The organism is Aeromonas molluscorum (assembly GCF_051376105.1).
In the GTDB taxonomy this organism is placed as follows: domain Bacteria; phylum Pseudomonadota; class Gammaproteobacteria; order Enterobacterales; family Aeromonadaceae; genus Aeromonas; species Aeromonas molluscorum.
On the sequence record NZ_JBPQCY010000002.1, the window covers coordinates 1,772,157 to 1,795,113 of the forward strand.

Annotated in this window: 40 protein-coding genes; 32 read left to right on the forward strand and 8 right to left on the reverse strand. The window is 59.1% G+C overall.

The window, feature by feature from the left end:
- Positions 1 to 45 precede the first annotated feature (45 nt).
- The 7 genes from bet to ACSMDR_RS18635 form a co-directional block, all read right to left on the reverse strand.
- Complete coding sequence (gene bet, locus ACSMDR_RS18605) at positions 46 to 1,017, reverse strand: phage recombination protein Bet (protein WP_436469215.1); 972 nt, start codon at positions 1,015 to 1,017, stop codon at positions 46 to 48.
- On the reverse strand, positions 1,014 to 1,856 hold the full coding sequence (locus tag ACSMDR_RS18610) for a PD-(D/E)XK nuclease-like domain-containing protein (protein WP_436469216.1): 843 nt from the start codon (positions 1,854 to 1,856) through the stop codon (positions 1,014 to 1,016). The genes bet and ACSMDR_RS18610 overlap by 4 nt, the downstream gene beginning before the upstream one ends.
- Positions 1,853 to 2,218, reverse strand: coding sequence for a hypothetical protein (locus tag ACSMDR_RS18615; RefSeq protein WP_436469217.1), 366 nt, complete (start codon positions 2,216 to 2,218; stop codon positions 1,853 to 1,855). The genes ACSMDR_RS18610 and ACSMDR_RS18615 overlap by 4 nt, the downstream gene beginning before the upstream one ends.
- Before the next feature lie 2 nt (positions 2,219 to 2,220).
- The gene (locus ACSMDR_RS18620) at positions 2,221 to 2,412 is read right to left on the reverse strand and encodes a hypothetical protein (RefSeq protein WP_436469218.1); all 192 of its coding nucleotides are present in this window, start codon (positions 2,410 to 2,412) and stop codon (positions 2,221 to 2,223) included.
- A gap of 23 nt (positions 2,413 to 2,435) precedes the next feature.
- Positions 2,436 to 3,005: a zinc-finger-containing protein gene (locus ACSMDR_RS18625; RefSeq protein ID WP_436469219.1), complete on the reverse strand. Its 570-nt coding sequence runs from the start codon at positions 3,003 to 3,005 to the stop codon at positions 2,436 to 2,438.
- A 311-nt stretch (positions 3,006 to 3,316) separates the two neighbouring features.
- A complete protein-coding gene (locus ACSMDR_RS18630) occupies positions 3,317 to 3,562 on the reverse strand; it encodes a hypothetical protein (RefSeq protein ID WP_436469220.1) in 246 nt (81 codons plus the stop codon).
- A gap of 547 nt (positions 3,563 to 4,109) precedes the next feature.
- A complete protein-coding gene (locus ACSMDR_RS18635; RefSeq protein WP_436469221.1) occupies positions 4,110 to 4,721 on the reverse strand; it encodes a helix-turn-helix domain-containing protein in 612 nt (203 codons plus the stop codon).
- A gap of 127 nt (positions 4,722 to 4,848) precedes the next feature.
- Between ACSMDR_RS18635 and ACSMDR_RS18640 the strand changes: the two genes are divergently transcribed.
- The 18 genes from ACSMDR_RS18640 (at position 4,849) to ACSMDR_RS18725 (ending at position 12,504) form a co-directional block, all read left to right on the forward strand.
- Positions 4,849 to 5,076, forward strand: coding sequence for a hypothetical protein (locus ACSMDR_RS18640; protein WP_436469222.1), 228 nt, complete (start codon positions 4,849 to 4,851; stop codon positions 5,074 to 5,076).
- Between the two features lie 33 nt (positions 5,077 to 5,109).
- Complete coding sequence (locus ACSMDR_RS18645; protein WP_436469223.1) at positions 5,110 to 5,883, forward strand: BRO family protein; 774 nt, start codon at positions 5,110 to 5,112, stop codon at positions 5,881 to 5,883.
- Positions 5,884 to 5,901: 18 nt separating this feature from the next.
- The gene (locus ACSMDR_RS18650; protein ID WP_436469224.1) at positions 5,902 to 6,186 is read left to right on the forward strand and encodes a hypothetical protein; all 285 of its coding nucleotides are present in this window, start codon (positions 5,902 to 5,904) and stop codon (positions 6,184 to 6,186) included.
- A gap of 41 nt (positions 6,187 to 6,227) precedes the next feature.
- Positions 6,228 to 6,626, forward strand: a complete 399-nt coding sequence (locus ACSMDR_RS18655) for a hypothetical protein (protein ID WP_436469225.1) — start codon at positions 6,228 to 6,230, stop codon at positions 6,624 to 6,626.
- 5 nt (positions 6,627 to 6,631) lie between these two features.
- A complete protein-coding gene (locus ACSMDR_RS18660; protein ID WP_436469226.1) occupies positions 6,632 to 6,850 on the forward strand; it encodes a hypothetical protein in 219 nt (72 codons plus the stop codon).
- A 48-nt stretch (positions 6,851 to 6,898) separates the two neighbouring features.
- Positions 6,899 to 7,051 carry a hypothetical protein gene (locus tag ACSMDR_RS18665; RefSeq protein ID WP_436469227.1) on the forward strand — a complete coding sequence of 51 codons (153 nt, stop codon included), beginning with the start codon at positions 6,899 to 6,901 and terminating at the stop codon, positions 7,049 to 7,051.
- A complete protein-coding gene (locus tag ACSMDR_RS18670) occupies positions 7,048 to 8,082 on the forward strand; it encodes a conserved phage C-terminal domain-containing protein (RefSeq protein WP_436469228.1) in 1,035 nt (344 codons plus the stop codon). The genes ACSMDR_RS18665 and ACSMDR_RS18670 overlap by 4 nt, the downstream gene beginning before the upstream one ends.
- A gap of 37 nt (positions 8,083 to 8,119) precedes the next feature.
- Positions 8,120 to 8,548 (forward strand): hypothetical protein, encoded by a 429-nt coding sequence (locus ACSMDR_RS18675; RefSeq protein ID WP_436469367.1) that lies wholly within the window; start codon positions 8,120 to 8,122, stop codon positions 8,546 to 8,548.
- Positions 8,549 to 8,550: 2 nt separating this feature from the next.
- On the forward strand, positions 8,551 to 8,853 hold the full coding sequence (locus ACSMDR_RS18680; protein ID WP_436469229.1) for a hypothetical protein: 303 nt from the start codon (positions 8,551 to 8,553) through the stop codon (positions 8,851 to 8,853).
- Between the two features lie 75 nt (positions 8,854 to 8,928).
- Positions 8,929 to 9,225 (forward strand): hypothetical protein, encoded by a 297-nt coding sequence (locus ACSMDR_RS18685; protein ID WP_436469230.1) that lies wholly within the window; start codon positions 8,929 to 8,931, stop codon positions 9,223 to 9,225.
- A complete protein-coding gene (locus ACSMDR_RS18690; RefSeq protein ID WP_436469231.1) occupies positions 9,222 to 9,401 on the forward strand; it encodes a hypothetical protein in 180 nt (59 codons plus the stop codon). Before ACSMDR_RS18685 ends, ACSMDR_RS18690 begins: the two co-directional genes overlap by 4 nt.
- Positions 9,402 to 9,403: 2 nt before the next feature.
- A complete protein-coding gene (locus ACSMDR_RS18695) occupies positions 9,404 to 9,772 on the forward strand; it encodes a phage protein NinX family protein (RefSeq protein ID WP_436469232.1) in 369 nt (122 codons plus the stop codon).
- Positions 9,769 to 10,212 (forward strand): recombination protein NinB, encoded by a 444-nt coding sequence (locus ACSMDR_RS18700; RefSeq protein WP_436469233.1) that lies wholly within the window; start codon positions 9,769 to 9,771, stop codon positions 10,210 to 10,212. Before ACSMDR_RS18695 ends, ACSMDR_RS18700 begins: the two co-directional genes overlap by 4 nt.
- Complete coding sequence (locus ACSMDR_RS18705; protein ID WP_436469234.1) at positions 10,209 to 10,943, forward strand: metallophosphoesterase; 735 nt, start codon at positions 10,209 to 10,211, stop codon at positions 10,941 to 10,943. The genes ACSMDR_RS18700 and ACSMDR_RS18705 overlap by 4 nt, the downstream gene beginning before the upstream one ends.
- Positions 10,924 to 11,241, forward strand: coding sequence for a Ref family recombination enhancement nuclease (locus ACSMDR_RS18710; RefSeq protein ID WP_436469235.1), 318 nt, complete (start codon positions 10,924 to 10,926; stop codon positions 11,239 to 11,241). The genes ACSMDR_RS18705 and ACSMDR_RS18710 overlap by 20 nt, the downstream gene beginning before the upstream one ends.
- Positions 11,238 to 11,477 (forward strand): hypothetical protein, encoded by a 240-nt coding sequence (locus ACSMDR_RS18715; RefSeq protein WP_436469236.1) that lies wholly within the window; start codon positions 11,238 to 11,240, stop codon positions 11,475 to 11,477. Before ACSMDR_RS18710 ends, ACSMDR_RS18715 begins: the two co-directional genes overlap by 4 nt.
- Positions 11,474 to 11,896, forward strand: a complete 423-nt coding sequence (locus tag ACSMDR_RS18720) for a putative endonuclease domain-containing protein (RefSeq protein WP_436469237.1) — start codon at positions 11,474 to 11,476, stop codon at positions 11,894 to 11,896. Before ACSMDR_RS18715 ends, ACSMDR_RS18720 begins: the two co-directional genes overlap by 4 nt.
- A complete protein-coding gene (locus ACSMDR_RS18725; RefSeq protein ID WP_436469238.1) occupies positions 11,893 to 12,504 on the forward strand; it encodes a hypothetical protein in 612 nt (203 codons plus the stop codon). Before ACSMDR_RS18720 ends, ACSMDR_RS18725 begins: the two co-directional genes overlap by 4 nt.
- A 136-nt stretch (positions 12,505 to 12,640) precedes the next feature.
- Here the strand turns inward: ACSMDR_RS18725 and ACSMDR_RS18730 are convergent, their stop codons facing one another.
- Positions 12,641 to 12,865, reverse strand: a complete 225-nt coding sequence (locus tag ACSMDR_RS18730; RefSeq protein WP_373969327.1) for a hypothetical protein — start codon at positions 12,863 to 12,865, stop codon at positions 12,641 to 12,643.
- Positions 12,866 to 13,313: 448 nt separating this feature from the next.
- Between ACSMDR_RS18730 and ACSMDR_RS18735 the strand changes: the two genes are divergently transcribed.
- From ACSMDR_RS18735 to ACSMDR_RS18800, 14 genes are all read left to right on the forward strand, one after another.
- The gene (locus tag ACSMDR_RS18735; RefSeq protein WP_436469239.1) at positions 13,314 to 13,508 is read left to right on the forward strand and encodes a DUF3283 family protein; all 195 of its coding nucleotides are present in this window, start codon (positions 13,314 to 13,316) and stop codon (positions 13,506 to 13,508) included.
- 15 nt (positions 13,509 to 13,523) lie between these two features.
- Complete coding sequence (locus ACSMDR_RS18740; protein ID WP_436469240.1) at positions 13,524 to 13,748, forward strand: hypothetical protein; 225 nt, start codon at positions 13,524 to 13,526, stop codon at positions 13,746 to 13,748.
- A gap of 142 nt (positions 13,749 to 13,890) precedes the next feature.
- Positions 13,891 to 14,247, forward strand: coding sequence for a phage holin family protein (locus ACSMDR_RS18745; RefSeq protein WP_436469241.1), 357 nt, complete (start codon positions 13,891 to 13,893; stop codon positions 14,245 to 14,247).
- Entirely contained in the window at positions 14,247 to 14,795 is a 549-nt protein-coding gene (locus ACSMDR_RS18750; RefSeq protein WP_436469242.1) for a glycoside hydrolase family 108 protein, read from the forward strand. The genes ACSMDR_RS18745 and ACSMDR_RS18750 overlap by 1 nt, the downstream gene beginning before the upstream one ends.
- A gap of 7 nt (positions 14,796 to 14,802) precedes the next feature.
- Positions 14,803 to 15,027: a hypothetical protein gene (locus ACSMDR_RS18755; RefSeq protein ID WP_044303401.1), complete on the forward strand. Its 225-nt coding sequence runs from the start codon at positions 14,803 to 14,805 to the stop codon at positions 15,025 to 15,027.
- Positions 15,024 to 15,206, forward strand: coding sequence for a hypothetical protein (locus ACSMDR_RS18760; protein WP_436469243.1), 183 nt, complete (start codon positions 15,024 to 15,026; stop codon positions 15,204 to 15,206). The genes ACSMDR_RS18755 and ACSMDR_RS18760 overlap by 4 nt, the downstream gene beginning before the upstream one ends.
- A gap of 126 nt (positions 15,207 to 15,332) precedes the next feature.
- The gene (locus ACSMDR_RS18765; protein ID WP_436469244.1) at positions 15,333 to 15,920 is read left to right on the forward strand and encodes a hypothetical protein; all 588 of its coding nucleotides are present in this window, start codon (positions 15,333 to 15,335) and stop codon (positions 15,918 to 15,920) included.
- Positions 15,921 to 15,975: 55 nt separating this feature from the next.
- Positions 15,976 to 17,463, forward strand: coding sequence for a TerL (locus ACSMDR_RS18770; RefSeq protein ID WP_436469245.1), 1,488 nt, complete (start codon positions 15,976 to 15,978; stop codon positions 17,461 to 17,463).
- A 4-nt stretch (positions 17,464 to 17,467) separates the two neighbouring features.
- Positions 17,468 to 19,672 carry a portal protein gene (locus tag ACSMDR_RS18775; RefSeq protein ID WP_436469246.1) on the forward strand — a complete coding sequence of 735 codons (2,205 nt, stop codon included), beginning with the start codon at positions 17,468 to 17,470 and terminating at the stop codon, positions 19,670 to 19,672.
- Between the two features lie 138 nt (positions 19,673 to 19,810).
- The gene (locus ACSMDR_RS18780; RefSeq protein WP_436469247.1) at positions 19,811 to 20,212 is read left to right on the forward strand and encodes a Gp49 family protein; all 402 of its coding nucleotides are present in this window, start codon (positions 19,811 to 19,813) and stop codon (positions 20,210 to 20,212) included.
- Positions 20,213 to 20,219: 7 nt separating this feature from the next.
- Entirely contained in the window at positions 20,220 to 20,390 is a 171-nt protein-coding gene (locus ACSMDR_RS18785; RefSeq protein ID WP_436469248.1) for a hypothetical protein, read from the forward strand.
- Positions 20,391 to 20,444: 54 nt separating this feature from the next.
- Positions 20,445 to 21,422: a hypothetical protein gene (locus tag ACSMDR_RS18790; protein WP_436469249.1), complete on the forward strand. Its 978-nt coding sequence runs from the start codon at positions 20,445 to 20,447 to the stop codon at positions 21,420 to 21,422.
- Positions 21,423 to 21,439: 17 nt separating this feature from the next.
- On the forward strand, positions 21,440 to 22,441 hold the full coding sequence (locus ACSMDR_RS18795; RefSeq protein ID WP_436469250.1) for a N4-gp56 family major capsid protein: 1,002 nt from the start codon (positions 21,440 to 21,442) through the stop codon (positions 22,439 to 22,441).
- Between the two features lie 60 nt (positions 22,442 to 22,501).
- Positions 22,502 to 22,957 (forward strand): hypothetical protein, encoded by a 456-nt coding sequence (locus ACSMDR_RS18800; protein ID WP_436469251.1) that lies wholly within the window; start codon positions 22,502 to 22,504, stop codon positions 22,955 to 22,957.

The window sequence follows — 22,957 nt, forward strand, 5'->3', positions numbered from 1 at the left end:
CCTTGAATAATAAGGCCCGCTGGTTGGCGGGCTGGTTAGGTGGGGTTACTTGGCTTTGTTGAGCTGGGCTCTACGTTCACCTGCTACCTGTTTGATACCCTCTGCGATAGCTTGATCGCCAGTTTCGCTGGCCCATTGCCAGGCTGTTGCGTAAACCTTGTGCCACTCTTCCATCGTATCCACGACTTCAATAGCCGCGCAGTGGTCGGCGTAGGTGTTGGCGTGGTTAACCTGGGCGGACGCTTCATGCTCGACCTGCTCGTGGTCCAGTGTGACCGGTGCGGAGTTCTGGCCGCGAATGGCATCCAGAGCGCGACTTTTCGCCGGGACGCTCTGCTGCGGTTGGCTGCCGGGGATTTCGTTGATGATGATTTCCTTGCCCTCCATCTCCTCTGCTGTGGGCTCACTGCCGATCTCTGGCCATGCCTTGCGCAGGGATTGCGCCTCAGTGCACTTGGCGAGTTGGGCATAGGGCCGCTTGCGCCACATGGCATTGGGGCACTCAGTCTTTCCGCTCTGGGTGGCGTAGTTCTCCTTCCAGCGTTCCAAGGCGTGGAAGGCAACCCGCTGCCCATTCACCACCTTATAGACTGTGTACTTGCACCACTGCGGATAGGTGACCTTGATCTTGGCGCTCTGGTTGTAGGGGTCTTGGAACTCCTCGGCCACATCCGGCCCGAACTCAGGCTCGTCGGCGCCAGCGTAGTTGCCAGAGCGATCGGCCTGGATCCGGTACATACCGATCCCGGGCATCGGTACATCCCGCCAGACCTTCTCCTTGGAGCGGGCATCGGTGACCTGCATGGGAACTAGGTGGACGGGTTTGAGCAGGATGTCCAGGCCGCGAGCCTTGCAGTAGTCGATGGCCATGACTACCGAATCGGGGTTGGCGCCCGGGTAAATGGTGTTGCACAGGGCGTTCCAAGTCGGCTCGTCTATGCCGCGCTGGACGAGAATGGGGAACTGGGCGGCGAAGTTCTCGACCGCCTGCTGCTTGATACTGGTGATATTGCTCACGCTCGTCTCCTTGCCCATGCGGGCTGAATAAGTGGTTGCAGGTCGTGCCAGTCGTTGTTGACCCGGCACTGATGGAATTTGTGAAGGTCTCGACGGTAGAGTTCATGCCCCTCAGATCGCCATTCTGGCGACAGGGGGCGAACTCGAACCGGATACCGGCCGCACTCAATGGATGAGCTGACAGCCAGGAAAATGAAGTCCGGCATCTCGCCGTAGATTTCCCGATAGCCATCGGAATACATGGCGTCCTGAACGTGGTAGCGGAACTCCTCAACGTGGCGCTCGAAGCGGGCCATGTCATCCACCTTCTTCACGTCGGCGAGGATGGGGAAGCTGTTGAGCATCTTGTCTGGGCGACAGCGACACAGTTCCCCTATCTCCCTGTCGGTCCAGTAGAGGGAGCCCTCGCAGATGCCGTCCTGCTCCAGAAGCCAGCGGGCGTCTGGGTGGGCAAATACGCTCTCGCGCATCAGCTGCAGCTTGCGCCCCTCCTCGGCAGCCATGATGGTCTTGCCCAACTCGGCGCAGTTGGCCATGAACTCCTTCTCTTCCTCCTTGCCTGCGTTGGTGCGGCGGTTGAACGCCGGCGCGATGATAAAGCGATCTTTGAACTCCCCCGGCTCCAACAGCAGGCAGTGCAGGGCGGTACCCATATCCAGCGGCTTGAGCTTTTCCTCATCAACTGGCGCGCTTTTGCGCCAGATGTAGGTGGCTCCGCTCTCAGCCACGTCATCCAGCTGGGATTTGCTGACGCCATCACCTGAGTGATACTGCTCATTGGTGAGACCAAGTACCAGGCCGTGAGGAGCAGTCTGGCTGGTATCGACTGCGGCGTTCATGCTGCTGCCCTCTGTTGGTATTGCTCCCATTGCTCGTCGCTCATGGCGTCGTGCAGCTGGGCAACGTGGTCGTTCCAGGCGGTCTGGGCAAGCTCGGCCAGGCCCTTGTCCATCAACTGCTGGAGCAGACCCATGAGTGAGAACTTGTCGCCGGTAACCATGAGCAGGTAGATGGCTTGGTTGAGCTGGGCGGCCTGGTCGGCATTGATCTCGCCCAGCAGGGTGGCGGCATCGGTATCGAGCATGCCGGCCAGCAGCGGGTGCTGATTTGCCTCAACCCACTCGGCGATCCACTCAGCTTCGGCGTTGGCCTCGGCCTCCTTGCTTTCAAGCAGAGCCAAGATGGCGTTTTCATTGGTCATGGCTACATCTCCATTTCAAGCCGCAAGGCGCGCTGCTCTTGATGCACCTCGATGGCGCGGCGGGTGGAGGCTTTGTTGCGGGCCATCCGCGCCTGTTCGGCGGATGGGGCGGCGTCTACGTGGTACTTGCGGCGGGTGGGTGGCACCATCGCGCCGCGAAAGCCCATCAACTGGGCCTCGGTCAGTGGCTTCATGGTCTGGGTCCTGTGGTGGTTGGTTATCTTTTGTGGCTTAACCGGCCGAGGCACAGATCCTTGGCGGCGGTACACTGCTCGGCGGTAAACCACCCAAAGTGACATTCTCCCGTGGGTATCCCCATCGCCTTGGCTAACCATGCGTAAGCCTGCTCGCGTGACATCACCCCGGTTCGATGCAGCCTCTCAAAAGGCTCTTTGCAGGACTTTCTCGCCTCTCTTGTTTTGCGGTCAGCCAGTGTTCCAAGGGGTATCGCAGTGAAAGGATGGAGGCCAACGTAGGAGCCGCAGCACTCGCACAGGTAAACGTAAGGCCAGTCGCTGTATTCGCGGCCGTAGACCTCGCCGTGAGTACCAACTCTCACTGCCAACTCCCCGCAGATATTGCATGAGCTCGGTACTGGCAGGGGGTTGCTTACCCGCAGAACCGCTTTCCTGCTTGGGTTGTCGGGCGTTTTCTCTGCCCCTCGATATGGCGCGTCATTTGCTGATCGCTTCACGTACTGGTAGTCGCCTTCAAAATCCATTGGCGATGGCAGATTGCGCAAGCGCGTCCAGTTCGCCGCCAACTGTTCAAACTTTTTTGTATTCATGGGGATTTCCTTCAGTGGTTATCCGAAGGCGGCCACAGCTTCGACGCTATGGTGTTACCAGCTCCACCGGAGCCGCCTTGGGATACCGGCTCGCAAGCCGGGATCCGTTCACGTTCACGCACCGCCTTCCGGATTGAACGGGGTATCGGCGCATCCTTACCGGCATCGGGATTCGTGGTTGTGAGCCGGTTCCAAGTTGTTAAAGAGCAGGCTCAGCCGAATTTGGCGTGAGCGAAGCCAAAGCATCCTTGCGGCGCTTGTGAAAGAGGCTTTGGCTACGGCGCTATAAGGGAAGCGCCAGACCCGGGATATCAGACTGAGTGGCGGTGGAACTCAGCGCGCCAGTGGAGGAGGGCGCTGTGCTTGGTGAAGCCGGTTGTGCGCAGCTGGGCAGCGCGGGCGGCGACTATCTGGTGCTGCTCGGTGGCCAGCATGGCCAGGTGCAAGCGCTGCTTGATGGCGCGGCGACGGGCGGCATTACCGTTCAGCCGGTCGGCGATGGCGGCAACGATCTGGTCGGCGCGTTTCGCGGCTCTGGAAAAAAGGCGTATGGTCATGGTACATTCACTCCTGTTGGCGAGTTGGTCCTCGCTAATTCCCGCTGGCTTTGGCTGGTCGGGGTCCTGATTGCCGGGGTTGGTCCCCCGGCTGTCTGATTGGGGGTGGTACCCTGGTCCTTCGAAGCCCGCCTTGTGCGGGCTTTGTCGTTGTTACGCGCTGGTCAGGCGCCTTCTTCACTTCTGCCCTGGTTATGGGCTGGGCCCTGATTGCCGGGTGGTACTCAATTCTTTGCTGGCTTACTCCGCCAGATCCGGAGGTTTGCCGGTTACGTCTTCGGCCCGGGCTCTCACCGTTCGTGTGGCATTACCCAAGACCTTCACCACGATTGGCCTCCTTCCACGCTGCCCCTTGTTGCTATCGGTCTTGGGATATTCCACCCCAACCCTTTCCAATTTGAATCGGTTGTTGCTGTTTTGGAATGATCTGATTATTGCCAAATAGAAACGGCAGGTCAATGGCGTTCCAAGAAGAAATTTTATTAATTTTTAAAAGCAACAAAAAGCCCGCCGAGTGGCGGGCTATCAATATGCAGTAGAAGGCGGCTCAAGTGGGGAGGCGGATCTCGATAACTTTGCCTATGGGGAGTACTTGTTTATCGGTGAGAGAGCCTGCACGAGGGTCATCCACGCCATAGCGCCAGTCTGGTAGGCCCTGGATCGCGCGCAGAAACATGAACTGTTCGTCCACCTTGGCCAGCATGATCTTGTTGTGCTCTAGCTTGTTATCACTGAGATCAACCAAGCATAAGGCTCCATGGGTAATACCTGCATCAGCCAGTTGATCATTGTCAGCTACCACGGCTATCAGGTGGCCGTCTCTCTCTGTAGCCAGCTTGCGGCCTGTATCTGCATGGGGCCAAGCGTCTATAACTGGGTCAGCATGCAATCCAGCCATAGTCCATACCGGCACCATGCCTGGGCCAGCTTCGATGTCGTGAATCAAGCTGTCAGCCGAGCGCCCCAGAAACAACCAGACGGGATCAACCTTCAATTGCTTGGCAATAGACATGAGGCTGCTGGCTCTGACCTCTCGACCCGGTTCAGAGAGTAATCGACTGATCACAGGTGGAGATATACCTGTTTTGCGGCTCAGTTCGGCGGCGCTCACATGTAATTCTTTCATCCTTGCCTGCAATCGTTCCGCAAAGTTTTTCATCGTTTCACCTATTGCATTTCGTAAAGCCAGTCTATCAAGGAGGAAATTTCCAATGGGAGCGGATTGAGTTGCAAAAATTTCCGTTTAGAAATAAATTGTGTGAGAGCCACCCAGACGAGGACCAACTATGCGTATTGAAGATGTCACCAAGTTCTTTGGCAATGCCGCCAGGGCGTGCGACGCCATCGGCACAAGCCAATCCAATTTCACCAAGTGGAAGAAGCTGAACAGGGGCATTGTCCCGGCCCAGCACGCGGTCAGTTTTGTCATTGCCAGCAATGGCGAGCTGCGGCTGGGACTGGAGGATTACCCCCTGCTCAAGGAGCAAGACCATTCTACTCAGCAGGCCGCCTAACCAGCGGCCCAACCACCAACAGGACCCAAGACCATGACCAATCTGATTAGCAAGGCCTTTGAAGGGCACAACATTCGCATCATTACCGACCAGCAGGGTGAGCCCTGGTTCGTGGCTGCTGATATCGCCAAGGTGCTGGAATACACCGAAGCTTCCGCCATGACTCGCCACCTTGATGACGATGAAAAGGGTCTGTCTATTGTGCAGACCCTTGGTGGAAGCCAAGAGCTGATAACCATCAACGAGTCCGGCCTCTACTCTGCCATCCTGCGCAGCCGCAAGCCGGAGGCCAAACTGTTCAAGCGCTGGGTCACCTTCGAGGTGTTGCCCAGCATCCGCAAGCACGGCGGCTATCTTGCCGGTCAGGAGCAGGATGCGCCGGAGCTGATCATGGCCAAGGCGCTGATGGTGGCGCAGTCGGTGATCGACCGTAAGAGCCAGGAGCTGGCTGCCGCCCAGCAGACCATTGCGGCCAATGCCCATAAGAGCGAGTTTTTCGACAACTACGCCTACAGCGGTGGCGCCCTCAGCTTTCGCGCCGTCGCCAAGCTGCTCAAGGCCAATGAGAACGCGTTTCGCGCCTTCCTGTTCAGCAGGGGGTACATGTATCGGCTGGGTGGCGTGCTGACCGCTTACGCCCAGCATATCGATGCGGGCCGCTTTGAGGTCAAGACGGGCACCGCCGAGCACAACCAGCATGCCTTCGTTGCGACCAAGTTCACCGCCAAGGGTGTGCAGTGGATCGCGGGTGAATGGGGCAAGTACCAGGCCGAGAAGGCGCTGACCAACGACAACAGCGCAGCCTAACCAACAGGGGACCAACACATGACCGCTATGACTTCTCACGCCGATCGCCTCCTTCACGAGATCAATGCCGTTGCCGAGGCTGTTCGGAGTGAAATCGACACCATCACCAAAGAGCCTGGTCTCTTGAATAGTGCCAACCCGCAGGATGCCGAGCTCCTTGAGCGCCTGCTGCGGATCCGTGAGGCGATGATTGCTCAGCAATGCCTCATCAGCGGCGCGGCCGTTTGCTCCTTCAATCTCAATTGCTACGAGGAGCTGGCCGAAATCGGCAAGACCCTCATCGATAACGAGTCGGCCGCCTGACCAGCGGTCAGCTCAACCACCCAATACAGAGGACCAACCCCATGGGAAGAATAACGCTCCCCGATCATGAAAATATGAGCACCCGCTCCCCGCTGCGAGTGCGCGGCACCCCTGGCCACCGCCAAGTGTGGCAGGAAGTTGGCGCCGAAGTCGGCATGACTGAAACCGCATTTGCCCGCACCTCGCTGCTGATGCTGCTCAATTCCATATCAAAGCATGAGCCCCTGATCTTGGCGAGAGCCGTCAAACGAGCCAACCGGAGCCTGATTGAGCAGGGTTATCCGCCGGTCACGGTCGATGAGATCCTGAAAGGGGATGGCCTGCCCGAGCGCGGCCTACTGACGTTCTCGCCGCAAGACGAGGCCGTCTATGACGAGGAGCGCCCAAAGAAGCCGGTGGAAAAGCTCATTGGCCTTATCAATTTCGTTTTAGGGAGATAGCCACCATGTTTCGCAATCAAAAACCCCGGCCAGCACCCCAGCACGTCAGCGAGCGGGATAATGTCGTTCTCAAGGCCGTGATGCACGAGTTGGCCCTGCATCTGGAAGACGCATCCGTGATCACCATTGCGCATGCCGCAGGCACTGATCGCACTGCGACCAGGCTGTCACGCGAGCTGCAGGCTCGCAAGATCGAGCGCGCGGAGCAACAACACAGCGCATAGCCCACATCTATCGCCCGCCTCACCACCGGGCTTAATCAGGACCTCAAAATGACCATGAACCCAACGGCCCCCCTGGGCCGCCCCCTTTGTGCCGATCTGGATCACTGCCCACTGTGCGGCAGCGAGCTGCGTGCCGGTACTGACGATACCGTCAATGAGCGCCCCGCTTGCAAGTACATCGAGCAGGAGGTGGCCGCATGAGCGCCGTTATCCAATTCCCGGGGACGGTCCCCCCCATTTCCAAACCTATCAGCAGAGGTAGCAGCGTGAGCGAAAATGCCCGCAATGGCTTCCGTCTCGCTTATTCGTCGATGCTGAATGCCCCCTGGTACAAGGACGTAGCCAAGAAGTCGGTGTGGCTGCATTTGCTGCTGGATGCGGCATACGAGAGCCGTGAAGTTACCTTCAATGGCAATCGCCTCACCATCCACCGCGGTCAGCTGGCTTGCTCTGCGCGTTCGCTCGGTAAAGCGTGTGGGGTGTCTGAAGATCAAGCTCGCCGGGCACTGGATTATTTCGAGGCGGAAGGGGCGATCGGCAGGGCGACAAAGCAGGGCAAGAGTGGTTACACCATCATCAGCCTGCTGAATTTCGATGCGTATCAGCGCGGAGTTTCGCAACACTTTAGCGCGGAGTATGGCGCGGAGTTTGAGAGTGCGCCAGATATGGAGTCGGAGACAGATCACCAACTCAGCGGCGCGGAGTTAGGTGCGGAGTATCATGCCGAAGATCTTATCATTAATAACAATATAAACTCTGAAGGTAATAAACAGATCTCTTGTTCTGTTTCTGACGAAACAAAACCGACTAAAAAAACGGCAGAGCCATCAGCCGATTCTCTGGCTGTGCTAAACCACCTCAACGCCGCATGCAATCGCCGCTATCAGGCCAAACCCACCACCCTGCAGAACATCAACGCGAGATTGGCGGAGGGCTACTCCGTGGCCGATCTGCAACTTGTGACCGACTTCAAGCGCGAGCACTGGTCTGCAAACCTCAAAATGGCCGAGTACCTGCGACCAATGACCCTGTTTGCGCCGCAGAAGTTTGCTGGATACCTGGCCGGCGCCCAGCGCTGGGAGCAGATCGGTCGCCCGCGCTGCGTGAACGGCGAATGGGAGGGCTTCGAGGGTAAGCGCAAGCCGATGTCCAACATTGCCGCAGCCCAGAAACAGGCGAAAGCCCTACTCGAATCGGGAGCTGTCAGCTATGACGACAACACTCCCCTCTAACGTGACAGCCCTGCCTGCCACCCAAGATGCGCCGCAGATAAGCGATCGCATGGCCGCGTTCATCGCCGAGGAGCTGCTGCCGCTGATGGCCGGGTGCTGGCCAGCCAGTGCCAACCAGCTGGATGCCAATGCCCGTGGCGTGGCGCTGGCATGGGGTGGCGTGTTGCGTGGGTTCACGCCAGCCCAGATCCGGGAGGTGGTGCAGGACATGGCGGCCGACGTTGAGCGCCAGTTTGCGCCCCGCCCGGCAGAGGTTAGGGCAGAGATACTGCGCCGACTGCCTGCGGCCGCAGTGCCGGTCGCGTCACCCAGGCTGGCGATATCCATTCGGGCGTGCGAGATGGAGGCGACCGTTACCGTGCTGCAGCGTGATGGCGTGGTGACGGACGGGGCTGTTCAGGTCGAGCTGGAGAGGATTCTCAACGAACGCCGTCAGCGTGGTTACACCATCACAGGGAGGATTTAGGAATGTTCAACCAAGACGTGATCGCCGCCGTGCGCGAGGCAAAGTTCTGCCGAGTTGTGATCTACCCCGCCGTGCGGGGCTGGTGCGGGGAGCGGGTACTGCTGGAGGTGGCCGACGAGAGCGACGCACTGGGACACACCGACCAGCAGCGTGGCGCAGGACATTGGCTGGTGCAGAGCACGACGCCGGAGCGAGTGGCGGAGGAGGCCACACGGCTGAGAGCCGCGCCAGTGCTGGTGTTGAGAGGTGGTGTTGCAAATGGAGCTGTGGATAACTCTGGAAAGGAGGCGCTTGCCAACCCGTGACAATCGGTATATCGCGCCGTAACATGTTTCAAGCCGGACCTAGACCACCCGGCCGTTGACCAAAAGGACCCGACCATGACCGCAAAATCGAATACCCGAGATCTATCCGTTGCGACCCAACTGGGCCGCGTCATCGCCATCATGAGCGACGGCAAGCCCCGCACCCTGCGCGACATCGAGCGCGAGTACTGGAGCCGCTACGGCCAAGCCGATACCCAAGCCGCCATCAGCGCCCGCCTGCGAGAAGTGTGCTGCCACGGCTGGGAAAAACACGCCAACAACAAGAACATCAACGGCAAGCAGGTTTGGCATTACCACCTGACCCCGTTCCCCACTGCGGAAGCCGTTGCGGCTAAGGCGGTGGCAGCATGAGAATCACCCACGCTATCGCGGCTGTGCTTTTCGCAGCTACAGGGCAGCCAGCTCGCATCAATCCGAACGACTTCATTCCTGGTCACGGCTTCTGCATCCCCAATCCGCGCAATGACCACGCTGCCGCTGCCAAGCGCGCCGCCCGCCGTCGCCGCAACAAAGCCAAGCGGGGGTGAGCATGATTGAATCTGTCGAAGTGCGCATCAATGACCTGTCTGGTAGGGCGCTTGACTGGGCTGTGGCTGAGGCTGACGGCCTGATGCCATACCCGTTCAAAGGTGAGTTTTGGGTGCTTGATGGGAAGACCAATGCACCGCTCCCGAAGTTCTCCACTGACTGGGCGCAGGGCGGACCGCTGCGGGACAATTATGACGTTGGCATTGAGCCTGGAGTGCCAGATGGCATTCCCTACGCATATGTGCCTAGCCGCGACCTTGATGGTTCTCGCGGGGAAACCGCACTCATCGCCCTCTGCCGCGCTATCGTGTCCGCCAAGTTTGGTGGCTTCGTGAAGGTGCCAGCCGTGCTGGTTGGGGGTGTGGTATGAACTCCTATCCCAAGTATTTCCTCCGCAGCCCTGATATCCGGTCCCGCGCCTGCCAGCTGGTTGCCGGCTTGCCGGTTGACCAGGACAAGCCGCTGGTCATCGAAATCAAGGAGATGACCCGCTCGCTGGCCCAGAACGCCCTGTTTTGGGCTGTCATGACCGACATCGCCGAACAGGTGGACTGGCACGGTCGCAAGCTCTCCAAGGAGGACTGGAAGCACGTCCTGTCTGCCGCCCTGTACCAGCAGGACGCTGTGCCGAATATCGACGGCAACGGCTTCGTGGTGCTGGGTAAGTCCACCTCCAAGATGACAGTGCGCGAGATGCGCGATCTCATCGAGCTGGCCCAGTCTTTCGGTGCCCAGCAGGGCGTGCGGTTCGGGGATGAATCCCGCCGTGGCTTCGACTGGGTGGCGGCATACGGGAGGGCTGCAGCATGAGCTCACTGGTAAAGAAATTTTCAGCGAATACCGCGGGGCGAGACTTCGCGGTCGGCGACATCCACGGTCACTTCACCCTGCTGCAACGGGCGCTCGACAGGGTGGGGTTCGATCCAGCGTGCGATCGCCTGTTCTCTGTTGGCGATCTGGTAGATCGGGGGCCAGAGTGTGAGCTGGTGCTGGAGTGGCTGAGTAAGCCATGGTTCCACCCGGTACGCGGCAACCACGACGACTATGTGTGCCGTCACGACACCTGCGACACAGGAAACTGGTTGCAGAACGGAGGGGCTTGGTTCATGTCCCTGCTTGATGTGGAGCGTGGCGAGTATGCAGCCCAGTTCCGTGAGCTGCCGATCGCCATCGAAGTGGATACGCCGAATGGGTTGATTGGCCTGATCCATGCGGATTGCCCATTCCCGTCCTGGCGCTACCTGATTGAAAAACTTGAGGACGGTGCAGAGGGGAACCTTGGATTGCTGCGCTCCATTAAGAACGCCTGCATGTGGTCACGTCGGCGTGTGGAGCTCGGAGATGAAAGCGGCGTACCTGATGTGCATGCCCTCGTTGTTGGTCACACCCCAATGAGCAGCCCGGTGGTGCTTGGTAACGTGATCCATATCGATACGGCAGGTTGGCGCCCGCAAAAAGGCGGAGCATTCACCTTGCTGGACTTGCAATCGCTACAGGCTCACACGATGAAAGGAGCGCGCGATGAGCAAAACCAAGGCTGACAAGCAGCATCTCTCCGACGTCGCCTCTCTGGGGTGCGTTGCCTGCCGCAATGCGGGTTACGGCGCCACTCCCGCTGAAATCCATCATGTGCGCTCTGGGTCTGGCATGGCCCAGCGCGCCGAGCACACCAGAGTGCTGCCGCTCTGCCCCCGGCACCACCGCGCCTGTTACCCCACCGGCTTCCACGCAGCACCAAAGAGCTGGCAGGCCGAGCACGGTAGCGAGGAGGATCTGCTGGAGCAGGTAGCCCGGGAAGTGGCTGCACTGCGCAAGAACACCATCGGGAGGGCGGCATGAGCGGAAAAGTGGTCAACCTGAGCGAGATCAAGAAGGAATCAGGGGTGAACGTGATCTCCACCCTTGAGGGCATGCTGGATAGCGCCAGGCGCGGTGAGGTGGTCAACTGCCTTATCGTTACCGTAAACGGTGATGGATCCTGCACCAGGGCAGTGGCCAACGGGCATCAGCCTTTCACCCTGCTTGGGCAGCTTGAGGATGCCAAGGTCAGCTTCATGGAGACCTACCTCGAATGATCCACCTATCCGCTATTGAGGCCGGCCGCCTACTCAGCAAGCACCCGAAAGCCAAGAGAGTCGTGGAACAGGCCAAGAAAGCGCAGCAGGTGGACACCCTGCACCAGCGAGTATTGGCCCAGCTCGTCGGCTTCCCAGAACCAACCACAGAACTGGTATTCCACCCGCGCCGCAAGTGGCGCCTCGATTTCGCGTGGCCCACCCACATGATCGCCGTCGAGATCCACGGTGGTATCCACTCCGGCGGCCGGCACACCAGGGGGAGGGGGTTCGTAGAGGACCGCGCCAAGATGAACGAGGCTGCCCTGCTTGGGTGGACTGTCATCGAGGCCACCCCCGAGCACATCAAATCTGGCCAGCTTCGCGCCTGGCTGCTTGCCGCTTTCAATCAGGACCAAGACCAGAGGACCAACCCATGAGTATCGAGCTTCTTATCAAACTGCACGCCCCCAAGGCGGTATCCATCGAAGCAGAGTCACAGCGCGCTGGTCGCTCTGCGGATGGGATGGGCCGGGAGGAGGTGTTGGCCGCCCTGGCGCATGCCGAGCGTCTGCACCCGGTCGGGGTGGCGGTGCTGCGTGCCCGCCACCTGAGTGACGGCATCGCCCTGCGCCAACTGGTTACCAGTTACCCGGTCAGCGCGGTGATGAGCGTTGCTGAACTGAACGGCGACAGCGAGCGACTGCTGCGCCTCTACAAGCGCCACCACCCATATGGCCGCCGTGAAGCAAAGCGAGCCCGGGAGCTGGAGCTGCTGGGGGACCACAATAACGCTGCTCGCGTGCGGGCCCTCATCCTCTCTCGCTGTGAGCGGGATACCCAGGGCGGTCGCTGCCCAGCCTGCTCCGGCACCGGGGAACTCACCAAGCCAAAGCCGCACGCCTGCCCGCACTGCCACGCCGGATACATCTCCGCCCCGGCACTGGCCACCGATGCAGAGCGCAGCGCAGCTCAGGAACTGCACTATTGCTACAGTGACGCGGTTCGGGCGTTTCACCAGTACCTGGATAAGGCAAAGGCTGCTTGAGAGGGAATTTTTTGAAAATAATACTGCGCTATTAATTGACGGTATGGGCAGTAATGGGCAATATTCAGCCCATGGATAAGCGCAACACACAGTTACGCCTAATCCCAAGAAGTAAAAAGGCCCCGAAGGGCCTTGGTTACAGAAAAACATCCTTGATTTGATCGATTGCATCGTTCACTAGCCGGTAGAGTTTGGCGATTCGGTTGGCTAGCTTTAGGAGTTGTTCAAACGATTCAACTGTTGATAGCAGTTTTTCGATGAACTTAAGAGGCCTTGCAGTTATGAACTGTGAGGCCTTTGTCTTTCCGGCTTTCGCCGAACTGCGTTGCACCTCTTTCTGGTTTATCTGCTTTTTTTCCATATATGCCCTCCATGGGCGTTGGGTAGAATCTTTCAGTCATAGGTATCTCCTGTGTTTGACTTGGTTTCGCTAGTGTCCTGCTTTCAATTTCGCCATTCTCCGATCATTCGACAGTAGGGACAAGACTGAATACTCGTCGGATTGTGCGATCGCCTATTAATAGTACAGTTAGACGCCAGCTGATAAGCTGAGGGCCCCGTGGTTACTGGGCTGAGGGTGGATGCTGGCACAGGCAGGCTGCCCGACAGTGATAGTGGCACACCGCACGAATGACGACCTGTATGTGTGTGGAGGGAGGCCCAATTCGCCCACTACGGCCGCAGATAGGTAAGGCACGGTAGAAACGCGAACACGTACCGGTGACCGGCATCCCAGATTAGGCGCCCATGTGGCGCCTTTTTCTTTTCCTCTCCGCTGCGTGGGGTATCATCGGCAGCGGGAGGGCACTATGAGCCACAACCTTTGCAGTTTGACACCCGAGCAACAAGAGCGGGTGGAGGTGGAAAAGGCGGCCGCCTATGCGGTCTGGAAGGAAAGGAACCCGGAGATCAAGACACCTGCGGAGAGTGAGGCCAGCAACTACAAGGGTGAGATGCAGGCCTACTTCCTCCAGCAGGTGGAGCGGTACCGGAAAATAAAGTAAACACGGGAGTGTGCAATGACAAACGAAGAGAAGCTGATTAATGCCTTACTGGTTGGTGTGAAAGATGCGCGCGCTGATGTAAAGATTGCCTCACTACTTGCCATTGGTGAGAGCGGAATTATTGATGAAGGGCTACTCGTTGCAGCGCTAGAGAATGGGACTCAAAGCGCACGCAGTGATGTGAGAATTGCCGCTTACACCGGCATGGGGCTGATGCTCAAAAACTCCAGCCGTCAATAATCCGACGCCAGCCAATATCTGCGATTGCTTGCTATTTGCTGACGTGTGGCACAAAATCTCCCCATCATAGCCGGACTCTTATTGAGCCCGGCTTTTTCGTGTCTGGCCCGCCTTCGTGCGGGCTTTTTTATTGGGGAATCGAATGGACATGAACGGCGGGGGACGAGAAGGGGCCAGCTGGCTATCCAGCCTCGCCGGTCCCGGGGGTGGTTATATCTGGATGGTCGTGCTGGCCCTATGGGGAGGCACGGCAAGCTACATTGGCCGATTGAAGTCGAACAAGGCGTTGACCTTCTCGCTGGCTGAGTGGGTGGGCGAACTGGCTATATCTGGTTTTGCTGGGCTGCTGATGGCGTATCTATGCACTGAAATGCAGATGAGCTGGTACATGACGGCGGTCGCCACCGGCATTACTGGGCACATGGGGGGGCGTGGGTTGTTCATGATCGAGCTATTCCTCCGGCGTCGGTTTGGTTTTTCTGATAAAGGGGGCGTGTGATGAGCATCCGTTTGCAAGTTATTGACGAGGTTATTGAGCGTGAGGGCGGGGAGAAGTTCACCGACCGAGCAGAGGATCGCGGCGGCCCCACTCGCTGGGGTGTGACCCAGGCCACTGCGCGCCAGTTCGGTTACTCCGGTCACATGCGTGACTACCCCAAGAGCGAGGCGATCAAGGTCTACACCTCCTTCTGGAACCAGTTACGCCTCTCCATCATCGAGGTGTTCGATGCCGACCTGGCCACTTACCTGTTTGATTACGGGGTCAACTCAGGCCCTGGTCGAGCGGCCACAGACTTCCAGCGCCTGCTGAATGTGCTGAACGATCGACAGAAACTCTATCCAGATATGAAAGTAGACGGGGCCATCGGGCCCCGTTCTCTTTCTGCGCTGGAGAGTTACCTCAAGGCACGCGGTGCTGGCGGCAAGCGGCTGCTGGCCGAGGCAGTGAACTCCCTTCGAATTGCCCACTGCATCACCCTGGCTGAACGTCAGGAGTCGCAGGAGGCCAATGCCTACGGCTGGCTGAGCCGGATTTGTAACCTGTGAGGTAGGAATGGAAAACATTATCGAAATAGCGATGAATTGGCTGCTGATCCTGCTGGCTGTCGTCGGTGCGGCGTCGATGATTGTGCAGGGGTTGGCCCAGATAGCGGCCATTACCCCGTCCACTCGGGACGATGAGATCATCGGCAAGGTGCAAGCCTTCCTGGCTGGGCTCGCCAAGATCCTGGACAAGGTGGCGCTGAACCTGCCAGCAGACAAGGCGCGAAGGCAGTGAACGCCATCCTCAAGTTGCTGGAGCTGTTCGCTGACGAGTTGATGCGGGCGCTCCGCCTGCAACGGGCCAGAGAGATACAGGAGGATCACGATGCGAATCACGCTGACCCGCAAGGGCGCTTTGCCGATCGCTTTGGCGCTGCTTCTGACCGGGTGCGCGACGACGAGCATAAACCCTAATTGCCCACCGCCAGCCCCACGTCTGGAATGGAACCCCGCCGCTGATGGCGGGGTTTCTCTTTCTGGTGAGTCCACGGCTCGCCTGCTCGATTACATCGACGCACTGGAGCGCTGTACCAGATAACCATGACCGAGAAATCAGACAAGAAGCCGCCAGCGAAGCGGTCGCCGCGTCGCACTGCTGGCACGGTGAATGACGCGCTCAATCCAGACCGCGACCACCGCAAGAAAACCCCCAAGCCTCGCACCAGTAAAGTGGCCCAGCCTGCCCAGCGGCACGGTGTGTATGCCAAGTTCTTTCCCGATGAGGTGATCGAAGATGCGGTGCGAGCCAACCTGTCCGACGAGCTGCTTGCCATGCGTTGCGGCTTCCGGAACGGGGTCATTACCCTGGGGCGCATCGCCAAGGATTTGGAGTTGCCAGAGGATGAGCTGGACATAGAGCAGCGCATGGACCTCTACAAGCTCTACACCAGAACGACGAGCGCCATGGATAGCGTGCTTGGCCGCATCATGCAGCTCGAGAAAACCATCGTCGAGATCCCCTATATCGTCGAGAGCACCAAGCACAAGACCGTGCTGATGGAGAAAGACCGCGCGCTCACTGCCAAGGCCAAGGTCGAGTACGAGATCCTGCGCAAGGGCAAGAGCAGCGGTGTCCAGGTGATGTGGAATCTGGGCTTTATGAATCAGGGCGGTGGCGATGGAGGTTAGAACCATCACATATTCACCGAGCCCGACATTCGAGGAAATCCACCGGGATCGGCCCATGATCGCCGCCGTTCGTGGGCCGGTCGGCTCTGGCAAGTCGGTGGGCTGCGTGATGTTCATGCTGGATGTGTCCATCAACCAGGAGCCCAACGCCGACGGTGTGCGCAAGACGCGCTGGGTGTGCATTAGGAACACTTACGGGGAACTCAAGGCCACGGTCATCAAGACCTTCCAGGACTGGATCCCGGAAGAGGTGTGCCCCATCAAGTTTGATGCCCCGATCGTGGGCTTTATGCGCATACCGCACCCGGACGGCAAGACCGTCATTGAGGCAGAGTTCTTCTTCCTATCGATGGACAGGCCCAAGGACATTCGCAAAATGCTGTCCCTTGAGATGACCGGTGTCTGGATAAATGAGGCTCAGTTCCTCGACCTGAACATCGTGAACGAGGCGGCATCCCGGGCGGTGCAGGCCCGTTACCCATCCGGTAAGGACGGCGGCCCAACGTGGTGCGGGCTCATCATGGACACCAACTCACCGGATGAAGACCACTGGTGGCATGAGTTCGAGCACGGCCAGGACGATGACGGCAACCCGCTCAAGCCGGTCGGTTGGAGTTTCTACGAGCAGCCGGGAGCCTTGGTCGAGGTATCACCCGGTGCGCCGATGTCGCCAGACCTGCAAGCACTGATTGATGCCGGCTATTTCCGTGACTACCTGGGTCGCCGGTTCGTCGCCAACCCCAACGCTGAGAACGTGAAGAACAACAAGAAAGGTTTCGACGCTTGGTTCGACCAGCTCGGCGGTAAGACGCTCAACTGGGTGAGGTCGCGCATTTGCAACCGCTTTGCCACGGTGGCCACCGGCAAGCCGGTATTCATCGACCACTTCAATCGAGATCTGCATGTCGCCAAGGACAAGCTGGGCCCCATCAAGTCGCTGCCCATCATCATCGGCATGGACTTCGGCCTAACCCCGGCTGCCCTCATCGGCCAGATCACCGCCTTCGGGCAGTTGCGGATCCTGGATGAGGTGGTGGCCACCGGCATGGGGATCGAACGATTCATAGATGAGCAACTGTCTCCGCTACTGGCCAGCCGCTACGCCAACATGGAGTTCACTATCTGGGGGGACCCAGCAGGTGTGGGCCGCAGTCAGGCAGACGAAACCACCTGCTTCGAGGTGCTTGGCAACAAGGGGATGAACGCAGAGCCTGCGCACACCAACAACCTGATGGCTCGCCTTGAGGGGGTCAGGTGGTGGCTATCTCGCCTTGTCGGCAAGGGGCAGCCGGCGCTCATCATCAGTCCGCACTGCCGAGTCATCATCAAGGCCTTCGAGACTGGCTACCAGTATAAGCAGCTCAACGTGTCGGGAGCTACCAAGTACACCGACCAGCCAGACAAGAACCAGTATTCCCATCCGGCAGACGCCACCCAGTACCTGTGCCTGGGTGCCATGCCGGAACGTGACCGCAAGAAAACCATCGATAGCAATGCCACCAGGGCAGCGCAGCGCGCCGCCGACTCTGTAACAGGATACTGACACCATGCAAAACCCGACTGAAATCACACTATCCTCTGAGATGGTGGAACAGCTCTCGCCCCTCGATCTGTTTGGTGCCAGTCGCTTTCGCGATATCGAGCATCAGCTGCAGCAGCGCAGCCTTGTTGAGCAGCGCTGGCTTGATGACCTGCGTCAGTATCGCGGGGAGTACGAGTCTAGTTTTATCAAGGAGCTGGAGGAGGCCAAGAAGTCGCAGGCCTTCGTCAACATCACCCGCGAGAAGACCGACGCATGGGCTGCCCAGATGGGGGATATGCTGTTCCCGGTCGATGACAAGAACTACGGGATCGCTCCATCACCGGATCCGAAGCTTTCCATGCTGGCCAAAGGTGTGCAGCAGGGCATGGATGGGCAGCAACAGCCAACGACCGAGGCTCAGCAGGCTGCGGATATGCTGGCCGCTGCCCAGGCCGCCGCGACAGCAATGGAAAAGACGATCGATGACCAGCTGATCGCCTGCGACTACAACGCCGAATCGCGCCGGATGCTGCACTACGCCGCCAAGATAGGTACCGGGATCATCAAAGGCCCCATCGTGGAGAGTGCCATCAAGCAGGCATGGCTGCCCGGCCAGGATGGCTCATGGTCGGTTGAGATTGTGAAAGATCTCAAGCCAGGGGCTCGCTGCGTGCTGCCCTGGGACTTCGTGCCGGATATGGGGGCTACCCGTTGGGACGATTGCGAGTTCGTCTACGAGCGGGAGTATATGACCAAGAAGGAGCTGCGCAGGCTGCTCAATCTGGAGTCTATGGGTTTCATCTCGGATCAGGTTGAAAAGCTTCTGGCGCAAGACCCCTCTTCGACCCGCACCCGTTACGCAGAATTCGTTGACCAGATCCGTTACCTGTGTGGGCTCAATCCAACCAACCAAGACTCCCGGTTTGAGGTCTGGACCTATCACGGCCCGATCCCCGCTGAGGTGCTGCTGGTTGCCGGGGTGGACATCACCGGGATGGAGGGGCGCGAGTTTGATGGCGTTGCCATTTTCTCCGGTGACGTGATCCTGAAGGTGACCATCAACCCAATGGACACCATGGAGTGGCCTTACTCAGTCTATGTCTGCGAACCGGACGAGGGCAGCATCTTCGGCCTGTCCATGCCGTACCTGATGCGCCACCCGCAGCGCATCATCAACAGCGCTTGGCGCGCCATGCTGGACAATGCCGCCAAAACGGTGGGGCCGCAGGTGGTGGTGAACAAGCGCCTGATCAGCCCGGTTGATGGCAGTTGGGAGGCCACGCCATTCAAAGTGTGGGAAATGGATTCCAACGTGCAGTGGGCAGAGGTGCAAAAGGCATTCGGGGTGTTCCACTTCGAAAGCCGGCAGAGTGACATGGCCAACATCCTGCAACTGGCGCTCTCCCTGCTCGACCGCGAGGCTGGGGTGCCGATGATAAGCCAGGGTGAGCAGGGGCAGGTTACGCCGACCTTGGGTGGCATGAGCATGCTGATGAACGCCGCCAACGCCGTGCGCCGCCAGCAGGTGAAGGAGTATGACGACAACATCACCAAACCCATGATCCGGCGCTTCTACAACTGGAATATGCAGTTCGGCGAAGACGCAGCCATCAAGGGCGATTTCGAGGTGCAGGCCAGGGGCACCAGTGCGCTGCTGGTCAAGGAGATCCAGACCGCCCAACTGACCCAAATCCTGGACAAGTACACCCAGAACCCGACCTTTGCACCGATGTTCAAGCCGTATGAGGCGATGAAGACCCTGTTTCAGTCCATGCACATCGACAATGCCAAGGTGCTGCGCAGCCAGGAAGAGTACGACGCTGCCATCAAGCAGCAGCAAGATGCCGGCCAGCAAGACCCGGCGCTCATTAAGTTGCAGATGGAGCAGCAGCTGGCCCAGGCCAAGTTTGACCATGAGACCCAGCTTGCCCAGATGAAGAGTGCCAGCGCCCTGCAGGCGGCACAGATGCAGGCATCACTCAAGCAAATGGAGCTGGAGTTCTCCAGCCAGTACAAGCTTGCCACTATGCAGTTGCAGCATGAGGACAGCCAGCGCCGCGAGCGCATCGAACTGATGAAGCTGGCCCAGGCCAAGCAGATGAGCCAGGCGCAATTGATGATAGAGCTTGAGAAGCTGGACAAGCAGCAGGCTCACGACACACAGAAGTTCATGGCCGAGGTGAAGATGAAGCAGTTCCTGCCGCCTAACGGGAATTACGGGTTGGAGTAGTTGACTTTTCCAGCGGGTGGCACAAAATAGACCCAAGACTGCCAGAGTCTCATTTGCCCCGCTTCGTGCGGGGTTTTGCGTTTCTGGCGCCCACAGCATTCAACCCGGCCATGTGCCGGGTTTTTTATTGGAGCAGGCATGACCAAGCAACTGGACGTTGAGATGGAGCGCGATATCGAGGCGCTGCACCTGACTGCACCGTGCATCACCCCAGAGCAGATCGATGGTCTGATGGCTGGTGTGACTTATCACACCCAGGTAATCCCGGGTACCACGACCACAGTGGCAACCGCCATCGCAGCCAATGGCTTTACTCTGGCGATAGGCATGACGGCCTGCGCCGATCCTGCCAATTTCAATGCTGAGTTTGGCGCCAAGTATGCGATCCGCGATGCCGAATCCAAGGCTCGCGCCGAGTTGTGGAAACTGGAAGGGTGGCGCCTCAAGTGTGAGTTGTCCAAGCCCGTACTGACGGAGGCTGATGCCTTGGCTGATCTGAACGGCACTCCGCGCCCTGATAACCCATCCGTGGTGAGCTGAGACCACCATGCTCACCCGTAGCCAGGACACCAATACCGTCTTGCTGCACCTGCAGGGCCGGCTCAAGCAGCTGCGCTCTGACCTGGAGCAGGACATGGAGCACGAGCAGACCCAGGCCACCCGAGCCCAGATCCGTTTGCTCGACAAGCTCATCAACGATTTCACACCAGCCGAGTAATTCCGGCAAGCCACTTTAGCCCGCCTTGTGCGGGCTTTTTTTTGGAGATTTTACATGGATCACCTGAACGACCAAGCCGCAACAGAAGCCCACCAGGACGCCGCCGCTGGCCGCGATCTGGACGTGTTCGCACAGGCTGCTGGTGCCGCTGACGCGCGTTTGCGTGGTGAGCCCGCAACCAGCGAGCCGCAAAACGACGAGCAGCACGGAGACAATCAGACTGGCGCCACCACTGGCGACGATGAGCAGCATCAACAGGAGGCCGCCTCTGCTGCTGAGCAGCAAGCCGCATCCGAAGGTGACCTGTTTTCTGATGCATCCCCCGAGCAGCGCGCCTATCTGCAATCGCTGTTAGCTGACCGGGATCGGGAGGCTCAGGCCGCTCGCTCCGCCAACGGTCGCTATGCCGCTACACAGCGGCAACTTGCCGAGAAAGAGCGCCAGTTCAATGAGCAGATCAACAGCATCCAGCAGGCTGACAAGCAGGGGGATGGTAAGGACGCCACCCGCCAACTCGACGCCCTGGAAAGCCGTATCGCAGCGATGCGCGAGGATTACCCCGACATTGCTGACCATATGCAAGGTGTTGCTGATGCTCTGCGCGATGGGCTGCGCAGCGAAATCTCGCAAGTAAAGGAGCCGGTTGCCCAACTGCGTGAGCAGGCAAAGGCCCGTCAGCACGAAGAGCTGATCACCATTGAGACTGACGAGCTGATGCGTCGGCACCCCGATGCTGAAAAGGTTGTGGTGAGTCAGGAGTTTCAAGCCTGGATCGCCCAGCAGCCAGTCTCTTTGCAGGGTATCGCCAACTCTGACAGTGCAGCAGATGCCGATGTGGTGCTGACCCTCTATAAGTCCACCCAGCTCCAAGCTCAAGCCCAACGCAACGCGCAGCGCCAGCGCAAATTGGCAGACATGGCTCCGCTCGGCGGCAGCCAGGGCCGCGCCACGGTGGATACAGGGGATGAGTCCTCTGCATTCAGCCGTGCCGCAGCCGATGCGGATAAGCGACTGGCGCAGCGCAAATACTGATTCAGGAGAGATAAGACATGGCTACTACTACCTACGGGGATATCTCCCCGCGTGTTGGCATTATCGCCGAAGTGAAGATGCTCGAGCACGCCGAGCCGATCCTTGTGTTGCAAAAGTTTGGTGACCCCAAGCCGCAGCCCAAGAATAAGGGTCAAACCGTCAAGTTCCGCCGCCCGGTGCCGTTCGCTGCGGCCACCACTCCGCTGGCCGAGGGTGTTACCCCGTCCAGCCAAAAGATGGCCTACCAAGATGTGACTGTCGGCATGGCGCAATACGGCGCGTGGACCGAGATCACCGATGTGATCGCCGACACCCACGAAGACCCTGTGCTGCAGGATGTGCAAATGCTGCTGGGCGAGCAGGCCGCAGAGACGTTCGAAGTGCTGACCTGGGGTGTTATCTCTGGCGGCACCAGCGTGATCTACGCCAACGGCACCGCCCGTAATGGCGTGAACACAGCGATCAGCCTCAACAAGCTGCGCCTGGCCTCTCGTTCGCTCAAGAAGCAGCGAGCCAAGAAGATCACCAAGATCTTGGCCCCATCCGTCAGCGTGAACACCAAGCCGGTCGAGGCTGCCTTTGTGGTGGTTGCGCACACCGACTGCGACTCTGACATTCGCGGCCTGGCTGGCTTCAAGTCGGTTGCCGAGTATGGCACCCGTCAGCCGCTGTGCCCGGAAGAGATCGGGTCCGTGGAGGAGTTCCGCTTTGTGCTCTCCCCGGTGCTGACCTCTCTGCCGGATGCAGGTGGCGCCAAAGGCACTATGGTGTCCACTGGCGGTACCAGTGCTGACGTGTACCCCATGGTGGTGTTGAGTCAGAACAGCTTTGGCATCGTCCCGCTCAAGGGTAATGGCGGCCCGGGTTCCATCGTGCCGATGATCTTGAACCCCAACACCCCGCGTGGTGGTGACCCGCTCGGTCAGCGTGGCTCCGCCTCCTGGAAAAGCTGGTTTGCCGCGGTTCGCCTCAACGAGCTGTGGCTGACCCGTATCGAGGTCGCGGTTACCGCCCTCTAATCCGCAACCAACCATAGGCCCGCCAAGTGCGGGCCTTTTCTTTTTCTGGAGAAAAGCACCATGGAATTGATCGACCTCAACAACGCCGCACCTGCCGACTTGCGCAAATACCTGTCCGAGAACTTCGGCATCGACAAGGCTGCCAATACCAGCCGTGACAAGCTGGTTGCCGAGATCATCGAGCAGGAGCGGGCGAATGGCGTCAACCGCGACGCAAGTACCGCCCCGAGCGCGGAAGCGATTACCGGTGCCCCCACCACTGAGCAGCGCGAAATCAACGCAACCAAGCGCGTCAAGATTCGGATTTCCCGTGATCCCCAAAGTCGCGGCAATGATGATGTGTACGCCTCCGTCAATGGTGTCGCCTACATCATCAAGCGTGAAACCGTGGCCGAGGTGCCGGAGCCCGTTTACCAGGTGCTGATGCAGGCTACCGAGATGCGCTACGAGCAGCACGACGACGGCTCCCTCATCCCTCGCACCGTGCAGTCCTACCCGGTCAGCCTGGTCGGCTAA

Bases quoted from the DNA above. Each gene is read 5' to 3' on its own strand.
- ACSMDR_RS18610 (WP_436469216.1), bottom strand. From the start codon at position 1,856: ATGAACGCCGCAGTCGATACCAGCCAGACTGCTCCTCACGGCCTGGTA.
- ACSMDR_RS18615 (WP_436469217.1), bottom strand. From the start codon at position 2,218: ATGACCAATGAAAACGCCATCTTGGCTCTGCTTGAAAGCAAGGAGGCC.
- ACSMDR_RS18620 (WP_436469218.1), bottom strand. From the start codon at position 2,412: ATGAAGCCACTGACCGAGGCCCAGTTGATGGGCTTTCGCGGCGCGATG.
- ACSMDR_RS18625 (WP_436469219.1), bottom strand. From the start codon at position 3,005: ATGAATACAAAAAAGTTTGAACAGTTGGCGGCGAACTGGACGCGCTTG.
- ACSMDR_RS18630 (WP_436469220.1), bottom strand. From the start codon at position 3,562: ATGACCATACGCCTTTTTTCCAGAGCCGCGAAACGCGCCGACCAGATC.
- ACSMDR_RS18635 (WP_436469221.1), bottom strand. From the start codon at position 4,721: ATGAAAAACTTTGCGGAACGATTGCAGGCAAGGATGAAAGAATTACAT.
- ACSMDR_RS18640 (WP_436469222.1), top strand. From the start codon at position 4,849: ATGCGTATTGAAGATGTCACCAAGTTCTTTGGCAATGCCGCCAGGGCG.
- ACSMDR_RS18645 (WP_436469223.1), top strand. From the start codon at position 5,110: ATGACCAATCTGATTAGCAAGGCCTTTGAAGGGCACAACATTCGCATC.
- ACSMDR_RS18650 (WP_436469224.1), top strand. From the start codon at position 5,902: ATGACCGCTATGACTTCTCACGCCGATCGCCTCCTTCACGAGATCAAT.
- ACSMDR_RS18655 (WP_436469225.1), top strand. From the start codon at position 6,228: ATGGGAAGAATAACGCTCCCCGATCATGAAAATATGAGCACCCGCTCC.
- ACSMDR_RS18660 (WP_436469226.1), top strand. From the start codon at position 6,632: ATGTTTCGCAATCAAAAACCCCGGCCAGCACCCCAGCACGTCAGCGAG.
- ACSMDR_RS18665 (WP_436469227.1), top strand. From the start codon at position 6,899: ATGACCATGAACCCAACGGCCCCCCTGGGCCGCCCCCTTTGTGCCGAT.
- ACSMDR_RS18670 (WP_436469228.1), top strand. From the start codon at position 7,048: ATGAGCGCCGTTATCCAATTCCCGGGGACGGTCCCCCCCATTTCCAAA.
- ACSMDR_RS18680 (WP_436469229.1), top strand. From the start codon at position 8,551: ATGTTCAACCAAGACGTGATCGCCGCCGTGCGCGAGGCAAAGTTCTGC.
- ACSMDR_RS18685 (WP_436469230.1), top strand. From the start codon at position 8,929: ATGACCGCAAAATCGAATACCCGAGATCTATCCGTTGCGACCCAACTG.
- ACSMDR_RS18690 (WP_436469231.1), top strand. From the start codon at position 9,222: ATGAGAATCACCCACGCTATCGCGGCTGTGCTTTTCGCAGCTACAGGG.
- ACSMDR_RS18695 (WP_436469232.1), top strand. From the start codon at position 9,404: ATGATTGAATCTGTCGAAGTGCGCATCAATGACCTGTCTGGTAGGGCG.
- ACSMDR_RS18700 (WP_436469233.1), top strand. From the start codon at position 9,769: ATGAACTCCTATCCCAAGTATTTCCTCCGCAGCCCTGATATCCGGTCC.
- ACSMDR_RS18705 (WP_436469234.1), top strand. From the start codon at position 10,209: ATGAGCTCACTGGTAAAGAAATTTTCAGCGAATACCGCGGGGCGAGAC.
- ACSMDR_RS18710 (WP_436469235.1), top strand. From the start codon at position 10,924: ATGAGCAAAACCAAGGCTGACAAGCAGCATCTCTCCGACGTCGCCTCT.
- ACSMDR_RS18715 (WP_436469236.1), top strand. From the start codon at position 11,238: ATGAGCGGAAAAGTGGTCAACCTGAGCGAGATCAAGAAGGAATCAGGG.
- ACSMDR_RS18720 (WP_436469237.1), top strand. From the start codon at position 11,474: ATGATCCACCTATCCGCTATTGAGGCCGGCCGCCTACTCAGCAAGCAC.
- ACSMDR_RS18725 (WP_436469238.1), top strand. From the start codon at position 11,893: ATGAGTATCGAGCTTCTTATCAAACTGCACGCCCCCAAGGCGGTATCC.
- ACSMDR_RS18730 (WP_373969327.1), bottom strand. From the start codon at position 12,865: ATGGAAAAAAAGCAGATAAACCAGAAAGAGGTGCAACGCAGTTCGGCG.
- ACSMDR_RS18735 (WP_436469239.1), top strand. From the start codon at position 13,314: ATGAGCCACAACCTTTGCAGTTTGACACCCGAGCAACAAGAGCGGGTG.
- ACSMDR_RS18740 (WP_436469240.1), top strand. From the start codon at position 13,524: ATGACAAACGAAGAGAAGCTGATTAATGCCTTACTGGTTGGTGTGAAA.
- ACSMDR_RS18745 (WP_436469241.1), top strand. From the start codon at position 13,891: ATGGACATGAACGGCGGGGGACGAGAAGGGGCCAGCTGGCTATCCAGC.
- ACSMDR_RS18750 (WP_436469242.1), top strand. From the start codon at position 14,247: ATGAGCATCCGTTTGCAAGTTATTGACGAGGTTATTGAGCGTGAGGGC.
- ACSMDR_RS18755 (WP_044303401.1), top strand. From the start codon at position 14,803: ATGGAAAACATTATCGAAATAGCGATGAATTGGCTGCTGATCCTGCTG.
- ACSMDR_RS18765 (WP_436469244.1), top strand. From the start codon at position 15,333: ATGACCGAGAAATCAGACAAGAAGCCGCCAGCGAAGCGGTCGCCGCGT.
- ACSMDR_RS18770 (WP_436469245.1), top strand. From the start codon at position 15,976: ATGATCGCCGCCGTTCGTGGGCCGGTCGGCTCTGGCAAGTCGGTGGGC.
- ACSMDR_RS18775 (WP_436469246.1), top strand. From the start codon at position 17,468: ATGCAAAACCCGACTGAAATCACACTATCCTCTGAGATGGTGGAACAG.
- ACSMDR_RS18780 (WP_436469247.1), top strand. From the start codon at position 19,811: ATGACCAAGCAACTGGACGTTGAGATGGAGCGCGATATCGAGGCGCTG.
- ACSMDR_RS18785 (WP_436469248.1), top strand. From the start codon at position 20,220: ATGCTCACCCGTAGCCAGGACACCAATACCGTCTTGCTGCACCTGCAG.
- ACSMDR_RS18790 (WP_436469249.1), top strand. From the start codon at position 20,445: ATGGATCACCTGAACGACCAAGCCGCAACAGAAGCCCACCAGGACGCC.
- ACSMDR_RS18795 (WP_436469250.1), top strand. From the start codon at position 21,440: ATGGCTACTACTACCTACGGGGATATCTCCCCGCGTGTTGGCATTATC.
- ACSMDR_RS18800 (WP_436469251.1), top strand. From the start codon at position 22,502: ATGGAATTGATCGACCTCAACAACGCCGCACCTGCCGACTTGCGCAAA.